Here is a 17230-nt window from a genome sequence, read left to right on the forward strand (position 1 = left end):
ATTGGCACATTGCGTTAAACGAAGAGACTAAACGAATAATTTTGTGCCGCCGATGCCACAGGCTGCATGCCTCAACTTGATTAGCACATAGTAACAGGACTGAATCCGCATGACTGACAACAACACCGCACTGAAGAAAGCCGGCTTAAAAGTCACGCTTCCGCGCCTCAAAATCCTGGAAGTGCTGCAAGCGCCGGAAGGTCATCACGTTAGTGCGGAAGATCTTTACAAGCAACTGATTGATATGGGTGAAGAAATTGGCCTGGCGACGGTTTACCGCGTTCTGAACCAGTTTGACGACGCCGGTATTGTCACCCGTCATAACTTCGAAGGCGGCAAGTCCGTATTCGAACTGACCCAGCAACATCACCATGACCACCTGATCTGTCTGGATTGCGGTCGTGTGATCGAATTCCGTGACGAATATATTGAAGGTCGTCAGCGTGAGATTGCTAAGAAACACGGTATCAAGCTCACCAACCACAGCCTGTATTTGTACGGTCACTGTGAAGCAGGCGATTGCCGCGAAGATGACTCTTTGCACAACGATAAACCTGCGCAGTAATCTGCACAGGCTTTGACTAAATTAACCGCTGAAAAGCGGTTTTTTTATGTCTGATATCGACGCAGATTGAGCCCGGATAGCAGGCATAAAAAACCCCGGCAAGCCGGGGTATGTTTCGCTGCTGAGATTCACGACTTAGGTGAATTGTTCGTTTTTATTTCCTGCCAGATTTTCCCGCAATCAGCAGCATATGCCTGACCGTCGCCAGTTTTACGCGCCGTCAGACATCGCTGGTAATCCAACACACGTACCGTTTCTTGTTCCGCAAATTGCTGGTGGGCTTTTTCCTGTTTCAGTTTATTCAGTAACACCTCGCAGGATGCCAGTTTGTCCGGATTGCCTTCTGACGTATTGATACAGGCACGGTAATCTTCCCGCGTTTGGGATATTTGTGCCTGATCGGCGGTGGGTGCACAACCGGCCAGCAAAACAGCCGAAACCATGATCATCAGTACTTTATTCATCGACATAGCGACCTCAGAAAATAGTAAATGGAGCGATAACGATGAATTTCACGTCTTTTTCATCCTGGAAAATGTTGCCGTAACCGCCGCCCCAGCTCGGAATATCCGAATGGTTGTCGTACTGGGTGTAATGCAGTTTGAACAACGTCCCTTTGGCGCGCCCTTCCTGAATGGTGTACAGCGCATCCAGGCTCCATGCGCTTTCTTTCAGACGCTGGCTCTGGTCATAAGCGGCGTTGGTGCTCGGTTTGGCATCCCAGGCATAGACGTACGAACCACCGACCGCGAAGCCCGGTAAATCCCATTTCGCCAGATCATACAATACGCCTGCATATACTGCTTTTTCACCGTTGGCGTTGAAGTCCGAGCGGTTGTCCCACCACACATCAAGACGGCCGTTTGAGGAAGAATAAGTCGGGGTCATGCGCTGCAGGAAGTAGCCCTGATTCCCTTCCGCTTTCACCATCGTCCCTTCCAGACGCCAGTTAAACTGCCCGGTGGTATAGCCAAAGGTCAGTGCCTGCAACCATGCCAGACCGTCATACAGACTGTTCGGATCATTCTTGTCACTGATGCGGTCTTCTGCACCATAGAACTGATAGCTGGTGGTCAGCGGATTGCCCAGCAGATCCATTTTGTACGAGGCCTTAGCAAAGTACTGATCGACATAACTTTCAGCCTGGCCAAATGCGCCTTCCAGTACGAAGTCATTTTTAAAATCATATTTCGCACCGAGCGAATGAATATAAGAAACGCCGGTTTTCTTGTCATTCTGGCGGAAATCATCCATTTCCAGATGCCACGGCGATTTATATTCATCAGCCCACATATAGGAGAAACTCAGTTCACCCGGGTCACCGAAATCGTGTTTATAACCGGCTTCCGCACCGCGATACGTACCCGGCATAAAGCTCCAGTGCGGTGCGATCAGCGTCTGTCCGGTAGGCTGAATATACCCTGCGTGCCCCCAGAATCCGCCGTATTTGAATTTACCGGCTGCCTTATAAAGACTGACCCCACTTTTATCCCCGGAGTAATCTTCGTCGTAGGCGCGGTTGCTGTTGGAAAAGGCGATTTCGTTGGGATGGCCGCTCTCGCTGCTCTCAGCCATTTCAATCGCCGTAAAGGCTGCGATATCAATACCAAACATGTCCCAGGCATAGCCGGAAGAAAAATCGAGGTTCAGGTTAGCGGTAGAATGCGAAAGGTTGGTTGTATAGTCTTTGTAGTGGTCACTCGCCGGATCCATGTCCTTGCGGTCACGTTCACGCTGCCAGTAGTACACACCGCCGGTCAGTGTGGAATCATCAATAAAACCGGCTGCTTTGGTCTCTTGTGAAAACATCATTCCGCCACCCAGTAAGGTGCCGGCGAGAGAATACATGGCAGGTTTCAGGTAAGCCGATCCCCTGCCCCTGTTACGGCGCTTGTGCATAGAGATTCCTCATGTTGACTAAAAAAACGAGCAAAACCCAAACGGGTATAAAAAGCGGTCGCCAGAGGCGTAACCGGTTAAATCAACATCAAGAGTATTTTTCGCGACGCGAATTATCAATGAGTAATTAATCATTAATTATCGAAATATGACAAAGTGCACATAAAGATGAAAAAGCATTACAGAGGTATGCAGGAAAGGATTAAAGCAATGGACTATAATAATATATAATTAAAACATACGATTAAACAAAATCATCTTACAGTTTAAACGTTTCAGCAATATGAACGGCTGTGGCACAACGTTTTAAAAGTAAGCATAGGAAATACATTAATTCGCGACGAAAAACAAAAGGCATCTCTGACAAGAATAACAGGCGAAAAAAAACGCAGCCTGAACTGCGTTTTTGTTACCTCATACTGAGGACTTACGCGACGGGTTTGCTTTCCCAGGTATCACGCAGGCCAACGGTACGGTTAAACACCAGATGTTCAGCACTTGAGTAGCGGTTGTCGGCACAGAAGTAACCTTCACGCTCAAACTGCAGGCTGATTTCAGCCTGTGCAGCCACCAGTGATGGCTCCACGAAACCGTGGGAAATCACCAGGGAATCCGGGTTGATGGTGGTCAGGAAGTCTTCCGCCTGGCCCGGGTTTGCGACGCTGAACAGACGGTCATACAGGCGGAACTCAGCCGGTTTGCCTTCAGACGCGGACACCCAGTGGATCACGCCTTTCACCTTGCGGCCATCGGCAGGATCTTTGCTCAGCGTGTCGATATCGTAAGAACAGAAGATAGTGGTGATATTTCCTTCCTCGTCTTTCTCGATACGTTCTGCTTTGATCACATACGCATTACGCAGGCGCACTTCTTTGCCCAACACCAGACGTTTGTACTGCTTGTTGGCTTCTTCGCGGAAATCAGCCTGATCGATGTAAATCTCACGGGTAAACGGCACTTCGCGGGTGCCCATTTCCGGTTTGCCCGGATGATTCGGCATCTTCACCATCTGCACATCATCACCGGTAAAGTTTTCAATGATCACTTTAACCGGATTGATAACCGCCATGGCGCGCGGTGCGTTCTCGTTGAGATCGTCACGGATGCAAGATTCCAGCGCCATCATTTCAACGTTGTTATCCTGCTTGGTAACGCCGATACGACGGCAGAATTCACGGATAGACGCCGCGGTATAGCCCCGGCGACGCAGACCTGAAACGGTCGGCATGCGCGGGTCATCCCAGCCTTCAACAATCTTCTCGGTCACCAGCAGGTTCAGCTTGCGCTTGGACATGATGGAGTATTCGAGATTCAGACGGGAGAATTCGTACTGACGCGGGTGACATGGAATAGAAATATTATCCAGAACCCAGTCGTACAGACGACGGTTATCCTGGAATTCCAGCGTACACAGCGAATGGGTGATCCCTTCCAGCGCATCGGAAATGCAGTGGGTGAAATCGTACATCGGATAGATGCACCATTTTTTACCGGTCTGGTGATGTTCTGCGAATTTAATACGGTACAGAACCGGATCACGCATGACAAAGAATGGCGAGGCCATATCGATTTTTGCACGCAGACACGCAGCGCCTTCGGCGAACTCACCGTTACGCATTTTTTCAAATAACGCAATGTTCTCTTCCACGGTGCGATCGCGGTACGGGCTGTTTTTACCCGGCGACGTCAGGGAGCCGCGATATTCACGGATCTGGTCAGGAGACAGTTCATCAACATACGCCAGACCTTTGTTGATCAGTTCAAGCGCATAAGCATGCAGTTGATCAAAATAGTCCGAGGAGTAATGAATATCGCCGCTCCAGTCGAAACCTAACCACTGAACGTCGCGTTTGATTGACTCAACGAATTCGATGTCTTCTTTTGCCGGGTTGGTATCGTCAAAACGCAGATTACACTGGCCCTGATAGTCTTGCGCGATGCCGAAATTCAGGCAGATAGATTTCGCATGACCGATGTGCAGATAACCATTAGGCTCAGGTGGGAAACGGGTGTGAACGGTATTGTGCTTCCCGGTCGCCAGATCTTCATCAATAATCTGACGGATAAAATTTGTTGGGCGGGCTTCAGCCTCACTCATTGTGCAATTCCTCTACGCAACATTGACTCTACGGATAACCGCTTATGTTCCAACAAGCCACGCCGGGAAACAACCGTTAGTTGCATTAAATCGTGGTTATCTCTGGTGCCTCTGTCCTCAGACAATAAAAAACGGGAAGAGATCGCTCTCTTCCCGCTGTCACTACGTCGACCTGTTACATCATCCGCAGGGTTATTTGCCCTGGATATCGAACAGTTTCGTTTGACCGGCAACCACTGAACCGCTGGCCAGTGACGTCACACCGGTATAATCATCAATATTGCTGACGACTACCGGGCTGATCATTGAGCGCGCATTGGCATTCAGATAATCCAGATCCAGTTCCAGTACAGGCTGACCGGCAGTGACTGTTGCCCCTTCTTCAACCAGGCGGGTAAAGCCCTGGCCGTTCAGTGCAACAGTATCAATCCCCATATGCACCACGATTTCAGCACCGGAAATCGTTTCCAGGCAGAACGCATGATTGGTATTGAAGATTTTCACCACCGTGCCCGCAGCCGGCGACACAACGATTTTATCGGTAGGACGGATGGCAACACCATCACCCACCGCTTTGCTGGCAAAGGCTTCATCAGGCACCTGATCCAGCGCCACAATGTCACCGGTAACCGGAGACACTAAGGTTTCCACTACCGTTTTCACGCTGTTTGGCACTGCCTGAGGTTTGATTTCAGACAGTGGCGCAGCCGGAGTCACGGTAGCCGCAGCAATCGGGCCTGCATTCAGTGCGGTACGCATCGCACCGGCAATGATTTCGGCACGGGTACCGACAATCACCTGCACGCTTTGTTTATTCAGACGGATAACTCCTGAAGCGCCCAGACGTTTCGCCAGTCCGTCGTTGACCAGTGCGGAGTCTTTCACGTTCAGGCGCAGACGGGTGATACAGGCATCAATGCCGGTCAGGTTTTCTGAACCGCCGATGGCACTGATATAACGACGTGCCAGAGCAACGGTTTCGTCACCTTTGTTGCCAGCAGATTCCACATCAACGTCGTAACCGTCCGCTTCGTCACCGGCCACTGCCAGTTCACGTCCCGGGGTCAGCAGGTTGAATTTCTGGATGGTGAAACGGAACACCACATAGTAAATCACGAAGAACACCAGACCCTGAGGGATCAGCATGTACCAGTGAGTCGCCAGCGGGTTACGGGAAGACAGCACCATATCCACCAAACCTGCGCTGAAGCCGAAACCGGCAATCCAGTGCATGCTTGCTGCGATGAAGACCGAAATCCCGGTCAGTACGGCGTGAATCACATACAACACCGGCGCAACGAACATGAAGGAGAATTCCAGCGGTTCGGTGATACCGGTAAAGAAGGAAGCGAAAGCAGCAGCCAGCATGATACCAGCAACTTTTGCTTTGTTTTCAGGACGTGCGCAGTGGTAAATCGCCAGTGCCGCGCCCGGAAGACCAAACATCATGATCGGGAAGAAACCTGCCTGATAACGACCGGTGATACCCACCACCGCTTTACCTGACTGGATAGATTCCTGACCACCGAGGAAGTTAGGGATATCGTTAATACCTGCAACATCAAACCAGAACACGGAGTTCAGTGCATGATGCAGACCGACCGGGATCAGTAAACGGTTGAAGAAGGCATAGATACCGGCACCGGCAGAACCCAGTTGCTGGATATGCTCACCGAAGGTCACCAGACCGTTGAAAATCAGAGGCCATACATACATCAGGATGAAGGCAACGATGATCATCAGGAAAGAAGTCAGGATCGGAACCAGACGACGACCACTGAAGAATGACAGCGCTTTCGGCAACTCGACGTGGCTGAAACGGTTGTACAACTCAGCAGAAATGATACCGACTAAGATACCGACAAACTGGTTATTGATTTTACCAAATGCCGCCGGCACCTGGTCTAACGGGATCTTCTGAATCATGGACACGGCTGCAGGCGAACACAGCGTGGTCAGCACCAGGAAACCGACAAAACCCGTCAGTGCAGCTGCACCGTCTTTGTCTTTGGACATGCCATACGCCACACCGATCGCAAACAGTACGGACATGTTTTCAATAATGGCGGAGCCAGATTTAATGAAAAATGCCGCCAGCGCATTGTCTCCCCCCCAACCCACAGGGTCGATCCAGTAACCGACGCCCATGAGGATTGCGGCGGCTGGCAACGTAGCAACGGGCACCATTAATGCCCGGCCAATCTTTTGTAAATAACTCAGTATATTCAACATTCCCCCTACTCGCCCGTAAGCGAATCACCAAAGTAGTTTAATTAGTATGTTTACTACCTTTTACATTTACCGTTCCGATTTAACCAACTGCAATTGCGAGTGTAAAAATATTATTTCGTATCGCAAATTAAAACCTCTCTTTTTGTGAGATTTGTCACCAAAAAGAGGTCATAACATGCCATTTCACTGGTCAATACACCAAACTTATTTTATCATTAAAAAAATCCAGACGGTATTGTGCCAGTCATAAACCGTTGCGGTGGTTTACGCTTAACAAGACCGCCCTGAACCCAAAACTGCTTTCTGACTTATTGTCCCGCGCTAGCACTTCTGCGGAGGACAGACACATTATATTCAATATTCTGAAACTAAGAGGTATCTGATGAGACTTATTCCATTAAACACCCCCACTGAAGTTGGCAAATGGGCTGCACGTCATATTGTTGAACGCATCAACGCATTTAAACCCACTGCTGACCGCCCTTTTGTTCTGGGCTTACCAACCGGTGGTACGCCGCTCGAAGCTTACAAACATTTAATCGCCATGCATAAAGCAGGCCAGGTTAGCTTTAAGAACGTAGTGACCTTCAACATGGACGAATATGTCGGTCTGCCGCAGGAACACCCTGAGAGCTACCATACGTTTATGTACAAAAACTTCTTTGACCACGTTGATATTCCACGCGAAAACATCAATCTGCTGAATGGTAATGCACCAGACGTCAACGAAGAATGCCGCCAGTACGAAGCGAAAATTAAGTCTTACGGCAAAATTCACCTGTTTATGGGCGGCGTGGGTAATGACGGTCATATCGCATTCAACGAACCAGCCTCTTCTCTGGCTTCCCGTACGCGTATCAAAACCCTGACCCATGAAACCCGTATCGCGAACTCACGTTTCTTCGACAACGATGTCTCTCAGGTGCCAAAATACGCCCTGACCGTTGGCGTGGGCACGTTGCTGGACGCAGAAGAAGTGATGATTCTGGTGACCGGCCATGCGAAAGCGCAGGCGCTGGAAGCGGCAGTTGAAGGTAATATCAACCATATGTGGACCATCAGCTGCCTGCAATTGCACGCGAAAGCCGTTATGGTGTGTGACGAACCGTCCACCATGGAACTGAAAGTCAAAACTGTTAAATATTTCCGCGAGTTAGAAGCGGAAAATATGAAAAATCTCTGATCCAAAATTATGCCCAAAGCCAGTCGGGTTGCGGCAAGGCGGCAACGAGCGAATCTCCGGGAGCTTACTGAAGTAAGTGACCGGAGTGAGTGAGGCCGCCAACGCAGCAGCAGCGTGACTGGAGAAGGGCAAACGTACTAGGGGGCATGATGTACGCTTTAGTGAACGGCCGGGTCTATACCGGTCATGACGTTCTGGATAACCACGCGGTGGTCATTGCCGATGGCAAAATTGAACGTGTCTGCCCGGTAAGTGAATTGCCGGCGAATGTGGAAACCCGCAGTCTGGATGGCGCCATTCTTGCCCCCGGATTTATCGATCTGCAACTTAATGGTTGTGGCGGCGTGCAATTCAACGATTCACTGGAAGCCATTTCAGTAGAAACGTTAGAAATCATGCAGAAAGCCAATGAAAAATCCGGCTGTACCAGTTTCTTACCGACGCTGATTACCTGTAGCGACGACTACATGAAACACGGTATCAGCGTGATGCGTACCTATCTGGAAAAGTATCCTAACCAGGCACTGGGTCTGCACCTTGAAGGACCCTACCTCAGCCCGCTGAAAAAAGGCACGCACAACCCGGCCTTTATCCGCCTGCCAGACAGCGCGATGATTGATTTTCTGTGTGCAAACGCGGACGTGATCACCCAACTGACGCTCGCACCCGAACAGGTTGATGCAAAATATATCCGCCAGATGCGTGATGCAGGAATAGTGATTTCCGCAGGCCATTCAAATTCCACCTATGCTGAAGCCCGTGCCGGTTTTGCCGCAGGTATCAGCTTTGCTACGCACCTTTATAATGCAATGCCAGCCATCACGGGCCGTCAGCCTGGTCTTATTGGTGCAATCTTCGATACGCCAGAAGTCTATACCGGCGTGATTGCTGATGGTCTTCACGTTGACTGGGCGAATATTCGCAATGCGAAAAAGCTCAAAGGCGAGAAGCTGGTGCTGGTCACTGACGCAACGGCTCCGGCTGGCGCGAATATTGATGAGTTCATTTTTGCCGGTAAAACAATATACTACCGTGACGGACTCTGTGTGGACGAAAACGGAACACTGAGCGGCTCTGCGCTGACGATGATCGAAGCGGTACAAAATAGCGTCGAACATGTTGGCATCGCGCTGGACGAAACGCTGCGTATGGCAACGCTTTATCCGGCACGCGCCATTGGTGTTGAAGACCAACTGGGCAGCATCGAAGCAGGTAAAGTCGCCAACCTCACCGCGTTCACTCATGATTTTAAAATCACAAAAACTATCGTTAATGGTGACGAAGTTTAATTGAGCGGATAACAGCATTGATGACAACTGGCGGACAGCAGGCACAAATCGGCAACGTTGATCTGGTTAAGCAGTTAAACGGCGCGGCGGTTTACCGCCTGATTGACCAACAAGGTCCCATCTCGCGCATTCAGATTGCTGACATGAGTCAGTTAGCGCCCGCCAGTGTGACCAAAATTACCCGACAATTGCTTGAGCGCGGGCTGATTAAAGAAGTTGATCAGCAGGCTTCCACCGGAGGGCGCCGCGCTATTTCTATCATCACCGAAACCCGCCCTTTCCATACCATCGCAGTACGTCTTGGTCGCCATGATGCGACGATAACGCTTTATGATCTCAGCGCAAAATCGCTGGCCGAACAACATTACGCCCTGCCCGAACGCACTCAGGAAACCCTGGAGAACGCGCTGTTCGAGGCTATACAGCAATTCATTGAACTAAATCAGCGCAAAATCCGCGAACTGATTGCCATTTCCGTCATCCTTCCGGGGCTGGTCGATCCGAATAAAGGCATCGTGCGCTATATGCCGCATATCAGCGTGGGCGCGTGGAAATTAGTCGATGCGCTGGAAGCCCGGTTTAAAGTCACCAGTTTTGTCGGCCACGATATCCGCAGTCTGGCGCTTGCCGAACACTACTTCGGTGCAACCCGCGACTGTCAGGACTCCATTTTGGTTCGTTTACACCGTGGTACCGGTGCCGGAATCATCGTTAACGGCCAGATTTTTCTCGGCAGTAACGGCAACGTCGGTGAAATCGGCCATATTCAGATCGACCCGCTGGGCGAACGCTGCCACTGCGGTAATTTCGGCTGTCTGGAAACCGTTGCGGCTAACGCTGCCATCGAAAATCGGGTGCGCCATTTACTGACGCAAGGCTACGCCAGCAAGCTGAGTCTGAATGACTGTTCAATTTCGGCGATCTGCAAAGCGGCCAACCGCCACGATCCGCTGGCAACCGAAGTCATCGAACACGTTGGCCGCCAGCTGGGTAAAGGGGTGTCGATCGCGATAAATCTGTTCAACCCGCAAAAAGTCGTGATTGCCGGCGAAATCACCGAAGCCGATAAGGTTCTGCTTCCGGCAATTCAGAACTGCATTAATGCGCAGGTTCTGAAAGATTTCCGCCGTAATTTACCGGTAGTGACCTCTGCCCTGAATCATCAGTCAGCGATTGGTGCGTTTGCCCTGGTTAAACGGGCGATGCTGAATGGCGTTCTGTTACAGCGTCTGATGGAAAATTAAGACGTGCTATAGTATCTGGCTGCCAGGAATGGGACTGAAAATGTGGGTTTGGAAATTATGACGATAAAGAACGTAATTTGTGACATTGATGGCGTGCTGTTGCACGACAATACCGCAGTACCTGGCGCCGATCGTTTTCTGGCGCGGATTCAGGAACAGGGAATGCCTCTGGTTATTCTCACTAACTACCCTTCCCAGACAGCACAGGATCTGGCAAACCGCTTCGGCGCTGCCGGTCTCGACGTGCCTGAAAGTGCATTTTTCACCTCTGCGATGGCCACAGCCGATTTCCTCAAACGTCAGGAAGGCAAAAAAGCCTATGTCGTCGGCGAAGGTGCGCTGATTCATGAACTCTATAAAGCCGGTTTTACCATTACCGATATCAATCCTGATTTCGTGATTGTCGGCGAAACCCGTTCTTATAACTGGGACATGATCCATAAAGCCGCCTATTTCGTGGCAAACGGCGCGCGCTTTATCGCGACAAATCCTGATAACCACGGACACGGTTTTGTTCCTGCCTGCGGCGCATTGTGTGCACCGATCGAAAAAATTACCGGACGCCAGCCATTTTATGTCGGCAAACCGAGTCCGTGGATTATCCGTTCGGCGTTAAATAAAATGCAGGCGCATTCCGAAGATACCGTCATTGTGGGGGATAATCTGCGTACTGACATTCTGGCGGGCTTCCAGGCAGGTCTGGAAACCGTTCTGGTGCTGACTGGCGTTTCAACGCTCAACGATATTGAGGGAATGCCTTTCCGTCCGACCTGGATTTACCCTTCAGTTGCCGATATCGACGTGATTTAAGCGTTTCCGGCCACTGCCTGAAAACGAGTCTGGATCTTTATTCAGGCTCTTTTTTTTGTCTTGCCGTCTGATTTTTATCCACTTTTCTCTTTTTTTGAATCCTCCTCAATTTTTGGCGATTAAATTAATAATCCGCTAATAAAATCGCCATAAAACTGATGATTCATCAAAGATCACCCACCATCAACCAACTATTTATCAGAAGAGCGTTAAACCACTTGCACAACATAGGGGTTTTGACGCATTTTCATAGTCAGCAACGCAACAACGCCGGGCTAAAACTGAAAGAACGGCAACGTTGATCCTCATTCGTAATCATAAAAATAACAGCCAGAGAAAGGTCGTTAGGGAGAAAGTCATATGTGTTCAATTTTCGGTGTGCTCGATATCAAAACTGACGCTGTCGAGCTGCGCAAAAAAGCGCTGGAACTGTCGCGCCTGATGCGTCACCGCGGACCCGACTGGTCCGGTGTGTTTGCCAGCGATAAAGCCATTCTGTCGCATGAGCGTCTGTCCATTGTCGACGTGAACAACGGCGCACAACCTTTGTACAACGCAGCACACACCCACGTTCTGGCTGTGAACGGCGAAATTTACAACCATCAGGCATTGCGCGCAGAACTGGGCGACAAGTATGAATTCCAGACCGCATCTGACTGTGAAGTCATTCTGGCGCTGTATCAGGAAAAAGGCCCTGCCTTCCTCGATGAACTGCAAGGTATGTTCGCCTTTATTCTGTATGACACAGAAAAAGACGCGTACCTGATTGGCCGCGACCATCTGGGCATTATCCCGCTGTACATGGGCTACGACGAACACGGCAACATGTACGTCGCTTCAGAAATGAAAGCGCTGGTGCCGGTTTGTCGCACCATCAAAGAATTCCCGGCAGGCAGCTATCTGTGGAGCCAGGACGGTGAAATTCGCGAATACTACCAGCGTGACTGGTTTGACTTCGAAAACGTCAAAGACAACGTCACTGACGCTGCGGCGCTGAAAGATGCACTGGAAGAAGCGGTAAAAAGTCACCTGATGTCTGACGTGCCTTACGGCGTGCTGCTGTCTGGTGGTCTGGATTCCTCCGTGATTTCCGCCATCACCAAGAAATTTGCCGGCCGCCGTATCGAAGATAAAGATCAGAGCGAAGCCTGGTGGCCGCAACTGCACTCCTTTGCCGTCGGTCTGCAAGGTTCACCGGACCTGCGCGCTGCTCAGGAAGTCGCCAACCATTTAGGCACCGTGCACCACGAAATTCACTTCACCGTGCAGGAAGGTCTGGATGCTATCCGCGATGTTATCTATCACATTGAAACGTATGACGTCACGACTATCCGCGCATCAACGCCGATGTATCTGATGTCGCGTAAAATCAAAGCGATGGGCATCAAAATGGTGTTGTCTGGCGAAGGCGCAGACGAAGTGTTGGGCGGCTACCTGTATTTCCATAAAGCACCAAACGCTAAAGAATTCCATGAAGAAACCGTGCGTAAATTGCTGGCCCTGCATATGTATGACTGTGCGCGTGCCAACAAAGCCATGTCAGCCTGGGGTGTTGAAGCCCGCGTCCCGTTCCTGGACAAAAAATTCCTCGACGTCGCGATGCGTATCAACCCGAAAGACAAGATGTGCGGCAACGGCAAGATGGAGAAACATATCCTGCGTGAATGTTTCGAGTCTTATTTGCCACACAGCGTGGCCTGGCGCCAGAAAGAACAGTTCTCTGATGGCGTAGGTTACAGCTGGATCGATACCTTAAAAGAAGTGGCCTCTCAGCAGATCACCGATCAACAGCTTGAAACTGCACATTTCCGTTTCCCGTACAACACGCCGACCTCGAAAGAAGGCTACCTGTACCGTACGATTTTTGAAGAGTTATTCCCGGTGCCAAGCGCGGCTGAATGTGTGCCTGGCGGGCCGTCAGTGGCCTGTTCTTCAGCGAAAGCTATTGAATGGGACGAAGCGTTCAAAAACATGGACGATCCTTCTGGCCGTGCCGTTGGCGTGCATCAGTCCGCTTATAAATAACCGATTTACCGGTAAATATCCTTGTAGCAAACGGGCCTCTTCAGGCCCGTTTTTTAATGGGTAAAGTCAGTAAAAATAATGTCTTTTGTCCAATTAATCACCAGAGTGGTTATAAGCCAGACAAATGGACGCCGTCAGGCCTTTTTCTCCAAAAAAGGTGTTGACGCAAAACGGTCATATACGCATAATGCGCCCCGCAACGCCGATGAAGGTAGCGCGAAAAAAGATGGCTACGTAGCTCAGTTGGTTAGAGCACATCACTCATAATGATGGGGTCACAGGTTCGAATCCCGTCGTAGCCACCATCTTTTTGCGGGAGTGGCGAAATTGGTAGACGCACTAGATTTAGGTTCTAGCGCCGCAAGGTGTGCGAGTTCAAGTCTCGCCTCCCGCACCATTTCCAGACATCGGCAGCACAGTTGGGGTATCGCCAAGCGGTAAGGCACTGGTTTTTGATACCAGCATTCCCAGGTTCGAATCCTGGTACCCCAGCCATTTTCTTACCTTTCACATTGTTGTACTGATGTGGTTGTGAGGAAAATCCAATTTGAAGAAGTTGTACTGTTGGGGTATCGCCAAGCGGTAAGGCACTGGTTTTTGATACCAGCATACCCTGGTTCGAATCCAGGTACCCCAGCCATACTTCTTTCTGTATAATTGGTAAGCACTTGAAATTTATTATTAAGTTAGTTAAATTAGTGCTTGAAGTTTTGAAGTAAGTCAGTAGAATTTGGCTACGTAGCTCAGCTGGTTAGAGCACATCACTCATAATGATGGGGTCACAGGTTCAAATCCCGTCGTAGCCACCATTTTACTTGCAGTACACTACTCAAAAGGTAGTGAGAAACAAAATTGGGGTGTCGCCAAGCGGTAAGGCTCTGGTTTCTGATACCAGCATACCCAGGTTCGAATCCTGGCACCCCAGCCACATTAGAAAGGCCTGCTTTTTAGCAGGCCTTTTGCTTTTCTGTATTTTAAATATTTATCTAAAAATAGAGGTCTGGTGGAGATGTTTTCCCACCAGCCTTGACGTCATTAAATCCCCAATGCGTATTTAAGTGCTTTGGTTTTCAGTGCGCCCGTACGTTGTGCGGTCATCAGCGCCAGATTACGCAACGCTTTCACCGGTGCCAGATCGTTACTGAAGGCGGTATAGAATAAATCCATCCCGCTTTGCATCAGCAGATTATCCAGACGACGCTGACGCTGATAGCGCAGTAAGACTTTCTCGCTGCTCCACGCTTCATCATGGTCACGCGCCTTTTCCAGCACCGATAACAATGCTTCCACATCACGGTATCCCAGATTGACGCCCTGCCCTGCCAGAGGATTGATGGTGTGCGCTGCGTCACCCACCAGCGCCAGCCCCGGTAAGACATAACGCTGAGCGTGACGGCGAACCAGTGGGAATGCACCTGCGGATATTGCTTTCACTGTGCCCAGCCGTGCCGGGAAAGCCTGCATCACTTCTGTCGTAAGTTGCTGCATATTCAGCGTTTTCAGATAACGGATACGCTGCGGGCTGTCATACCAGACCAGCGAGGCCTGATTATCAAACAGCGGCAGGAACGCCCGCGGGCCGGAAGGGAAAAATTGCTGCCATGTCACGTCCTGATTCGGCGTTGCGGTTTCGACATGAATCAGCATACAGTGCTGGCGGTATTCCCAGCCATCCACACCAATCCCCGCTAACTGCCGCACCAGCGAATTCGCACCATCGGCAGCGACCACAAGTGGCGTGCGCAGTAATTCACCCGTAGTCAGTTGCAAAGACCAGGTTTTATCATCGTGCTGCAAAAGGTGACGCAATTTTGCCGGGCAAAAACGGGTCAGGCTGGTGAGGGCATCAAACTGTTGCCACAGCGCCAGCTGAAGTACCCGGTTTTCGACCATGAAGCCCAGTTCCGGCAATCCGAGAGACTGCGCATCAAATTTCACTTCAGAACCGTCAACTTCCCAGGTTTCCAGGCGGCGGTATGGGACTGAGCGCATTTTCTCAACCGCCCCCCACGCCCCCAGTTTCTGTAAAAAGCGCACAGACGCACAACCGATCGCGGAGATACGCAAATCAGCCGGCGCTGACGGATCAAACCCGGCAGGTTCTTCATTCTCTATCAGAGCAACCTGCAATCCCTGCTGCGCCAGCCCCAGGGCTGTGGCAGCGCCCACCATGCCGCCACCCACAATGACTGCATCAAATGTCTTCTCAGAATTATTCATTATTATTCCGGCTTTCTGTTCAGTTCATTATGCGAAGTGTACCGGATTTTTGTGTTGGCATCAGGGCCTAAGCTGCTTTCCTGCACTGGTCAGCACTGGAGTGAGGGTTTACAATAGCGCCCCTGAACTATGCTATGCACTGCGGCACTGCCGATCTAACGTTTCCCGTATTGAGTACTGACACGCTGATGACTAAAAAACTGCACATAAAAACCTGGGGCTGCCAGATGAATGAATATGATTCATCCAAAATGGCTGACCTTCTCGACAGCACCCATGGTTACCAGCTGACGGATAACGCTGAAGAAGCAGACATTCTGCTGCTGAATACCTGCTCAATAAGGGAAAAAGCGCAGGAGAAAGTGTTCAGCCTGCTCGGACACTGGAAATTACTGAAAAAGAAAAACCCGAATATTATCATTGGGGTGGGTGGCTGCGTCGCATCACAGGAAGGCGAAATGCTGCGTAAACGTGCGCCTTGTGTCGACATCGTCTTCGGTCCGCAAACCTTGCATCGTTTACCGGAAATGGTGAACCACGTACGCGGCACCAAAAGCCCGGTCGTGGATATCAGCTTTCCTGAAATCGAAAAATTTGACCGGCTGCCGGAACCGCGCGCAGACGGCCCGACCGCTTTCGTTTCCATCATGGAAGGCTGCAACAAATATTGCAGCTTCTGTGTAGTGCCTTATACGCGCGGTGAAGAAGTCAGCCGCCCGTGCGATGACGTATTGTTTGAAGTGGCACAACTGGCCGCGCAAGGCGTGCGTGAAGTTAACCTGCTGGGCCAGAACGTTAATGCGTATCGTGGCGATGCGTTTGAGGGTGGCGTGTGCACCTTCGCTGAGCTGCTGCGTCTGGTGGCAGCGATTGACGGTATCGACCGTATTCGTTTCACCACCAGTCATCCGGTCGAATTTACTGATGATATTATAGAAGTCTATAAAGATACGCCTGAAGTGGTGAGCTTCCTGCATCTGCCGATCCAAAGTGGTTCCGATCGCATTCTGACGATGATGAAGCGTCCTCATACAGTGCTGGAATATAAATCGACTATCCGCAAGTTACGCGCCGCGCGTCCTGATATTCATTTCAGTTCAGATTTTATCATCGGTTTCCCTGGCGAAACGAACGAAGATTTTGAACGCACGATGGATTTGATTGCGCAGGTGAATTACGACGTCAGCTTCAGCTTCATCTATTCTCCGCGTCCGGGCACACCGGCGGCAGATATGGTTGATGATGTGAGCATGGATGAGAAGAAACAGCGTCTGGCGCTGTTACAGGACAGAATCACACAGCAAGTCATGCGCTTTAGCCGCGCCACGCTGGGTACTGTTCAGCGTATTCTGGTGGAAGGCACGTCCCGCAAGGACATTATGGAGCTGACCGGCCGTACCGAATGCAACCGCGTGGTCAACTTCGAAGGCACACCGGACATGATTGGTAAGTTCGTTGATGTCGAAATTGTCGACGTGTATGCCAACTCACTGCGCGGTGTGGTTGTCCGTACGGAAGAACAGATGGCGCTTCGCCTGCATGAATCACCACAATCAGTTATCGAACGCACCCGCAAAGAAAATGAATTGGGCGTTGGACTATATCAACCCTGAACCACCAGAATAATGCACAGCCTGAAATCAACAGGGCGCTCCGGCGTCCTGT

At 50.5% G+C, this 17230-nt stretch carries 12 protein-coding genes and 6 tRNA genes; 13 read left to right on the plus strand and 5 right to left on the minus strand.

Going from position 1 to position 17230, the window contains the following annotated elements; all coding sequences use genetic code 11:
- Positions 1–109 precede the first annotated feature (109 nt).
- Complete coding sequence (gene fur / locus GW591_RS10725) at positions 110–565, plus strand: ferric iron uptake transcriptional regulator (protein WP_013576469.1); 456 nt, start codon at positions 110–112, stop codon at positions 563–565.
- Positions 566–693: 128 nt separating this feature from the next.
- Here fur and chiQ read toward each other — a convergent pair whose 3' ends face one another.
- The 4 genes from chiQ to nagE form a co-directional block, all read right to left on the minus strand.
- Positions 694–1029 (minus strand): ChiQ/YbfN family lipoprotein, encoded by a 336-nt coding sequence (chiQ, locus tag GW591_RS10730; RefSeq protein WP_166860709.1) that lies wholly within the window; start codon positions 1027–1029, stop codon positions 694–696.
- Positions 1030–1042: 13 nt separating this feature from the next.
- Complete coding sequence (chiP, locus tag GW591_RS10735) at positions 1043–2413, minus strand: chitoporin ChiP (protein WP_223509244.1); 1371 nt, start codon at positions 2411–2413, stop codon at positions 1043–1045.
- 478 nt (positions 2414–2891) lie between these two features.
- Positions 2892–4562: a glutamine--tRNA ligase gene (gene glnS, locus GW591_RS10740; protein WP_015690263.1), complete on the minus strand. Its 1671-nt coding sequence runs from the start codon at positions 4560–4562 to the stop codon at positions 2892–2894.
- A 192-nt stretch (positions 4563–4754) separates the two neighbouring features.
- Positions 4755–6791: an N-acetylglucosamine-specific PTS transporter subunit IIBC gene (gene nagE, locus GW591_RS10745; protein WP_112198176.1), complete on the minus strand. Its 2037-nt coding sequence runs from the start codon at positions 6789–6791 to the stop codon at positions 4755–4757.
- A gap of 385 nt (positions 6792–7176) precedes the next feature.
- Between nagE and nagB the strand changes: the two genes are divergently transcribed.
- From nagB to GW591_RS10800, 11 genes are all read left to right on the plus strand, one after another.
- Positions 7177–7977: a glucosamine-6-phosphate deaminase gene (gene nagB / locus GW591_RS10750; RefSeq protein ID WP_013576474.1), complete on the plus strand. Its 801-nt coding sequence runs from the start codon at positions 7177–7179 to the stop codon at positions 7975–7977.
- Between the two features lie 149 nt (positions 7978–8126).
- Positions 8127–9266, plus strand: a complete 1140-nt coding sequence (gene nagA / locus GW591_RS10755) for an N-acetylglucosamine-6-phosphate deacetylase (RefSeq protein ID WP_013576475.1) — start codon at positions 8127–8129, stop codon at positions 9264–9266.
- A 20-nt stretch (positions 9267–9286) separates the two neighbouring features.
- Positions 9287–10510 carry a DNA-binding transcriptional regulator NagC gene (gene nagC, locus GW591_RS10760; protein WP_013576476.1) on the plus strand — a complete coding sequence of 408 codons (1224 nt, stop codon included), beginning with the start codon at positions 9287–9289 and terminating at the stop codon, positions 10508–10510.
- A 57-nt stretch (positions 10511–10567) separates the two neighbouring features.
- Positions 10568–11320, plus strand: coding sequence for an HAD-IIA family hydrolase (locus GW591_RS10765; RefSeq protein WP_015690266.1), 753 nt, complete (start codon positions 10568–10570; stop codon positions 11318–11320).
- Between the two features lie 360 nt (positions 11321–11680).
- Complete coding sequence (asnB, locus tag GW591_RS10770) at positions 11681–13345, plus strand: asparagine synthase B (RefSeq protein WP_013576478.1); 1665 nt, start codon at positions 11681–11683, stop codon at positions 13343–13345.
- Between the two features lie 228 nt (positions 13346–13573).
- Positions 13574–13650 (plus strand) — tRNA-Met (locus GW591_RS10775).
- 7 nt (positions 13651–13657) lie between these two features.
- Positions 13658–13742 (plus strand) — tRNA-Leu (locus GW591_RS10780).
- Positions 13743–13765: 23 nt separating this feature from the next.
- Positions 13766–13840: transfer RNA gene (locus tag GW591_RS10785), tRNA-Gln, on the plus strand.
- 70 nt (positions 13841–13910) lie between these two features.
- Positions 13911–13985: transfer RNA gene (locus tag GW591_RS10790), tRNA-Gln, on the plus strand.
- A 92-nt stretch (positions 13986–14077) separates the two neighbouring features.
- Positions 14078–14154: transfer RNA gene (locus GW591_RS10795), tRNA-Met, on the plus strand.
- A gap of 44 nt (positions 14155–14198) precedes the next feature.
- A tRNA-Gln gene (locus GW591_RS10800) sits at positions 14199–14273 on the plus strand.
- Between the two features lie 107 nt (positions 14274–14380).
- Here GW591_RS10800 and ubiF read toward each other — a convergent pair.
- Positions 14381–15565, minus strand: coding sequence for a 3-demethoxyubiquinol 3-hydroxylase (gene ubiF, locus GW591_RS10805; RefSeq protein WP_013576479.1), 1185 nt, complete (start codon positions 15563–15565; stop codon positions 14381–14383).
- 188 nt (positions 15566–15753) lie between these two features.
- On the opposite strand from ubiF, the gene miaB reads away from it, so the two are divergent.
- A complete protein-coding gene (miaB, locus tag GW591_RS10810; protein ID WP_013576480.1) occupies positions 15754–17178 on the plus strand; it encodes a tRNA (N6-isopentenyl adenosine(37)-C2)-methylthiotransferase MiaB in 1425 nt (474 codons plus the stop codon).
- The last annotated feature ends 52 nt before the right edge of the window (positions 17179–17230 follow it).

It is taken from the genome of Rahnella aceris (assembly GCF_011684115.1).
GTDB classification, from domain to species: Bacteria; Pseudomonadota; Gammaproteobacteria; order Enterobacterales; family Enterobacteriaceae; genus Rahnella; species Rahnella aceris.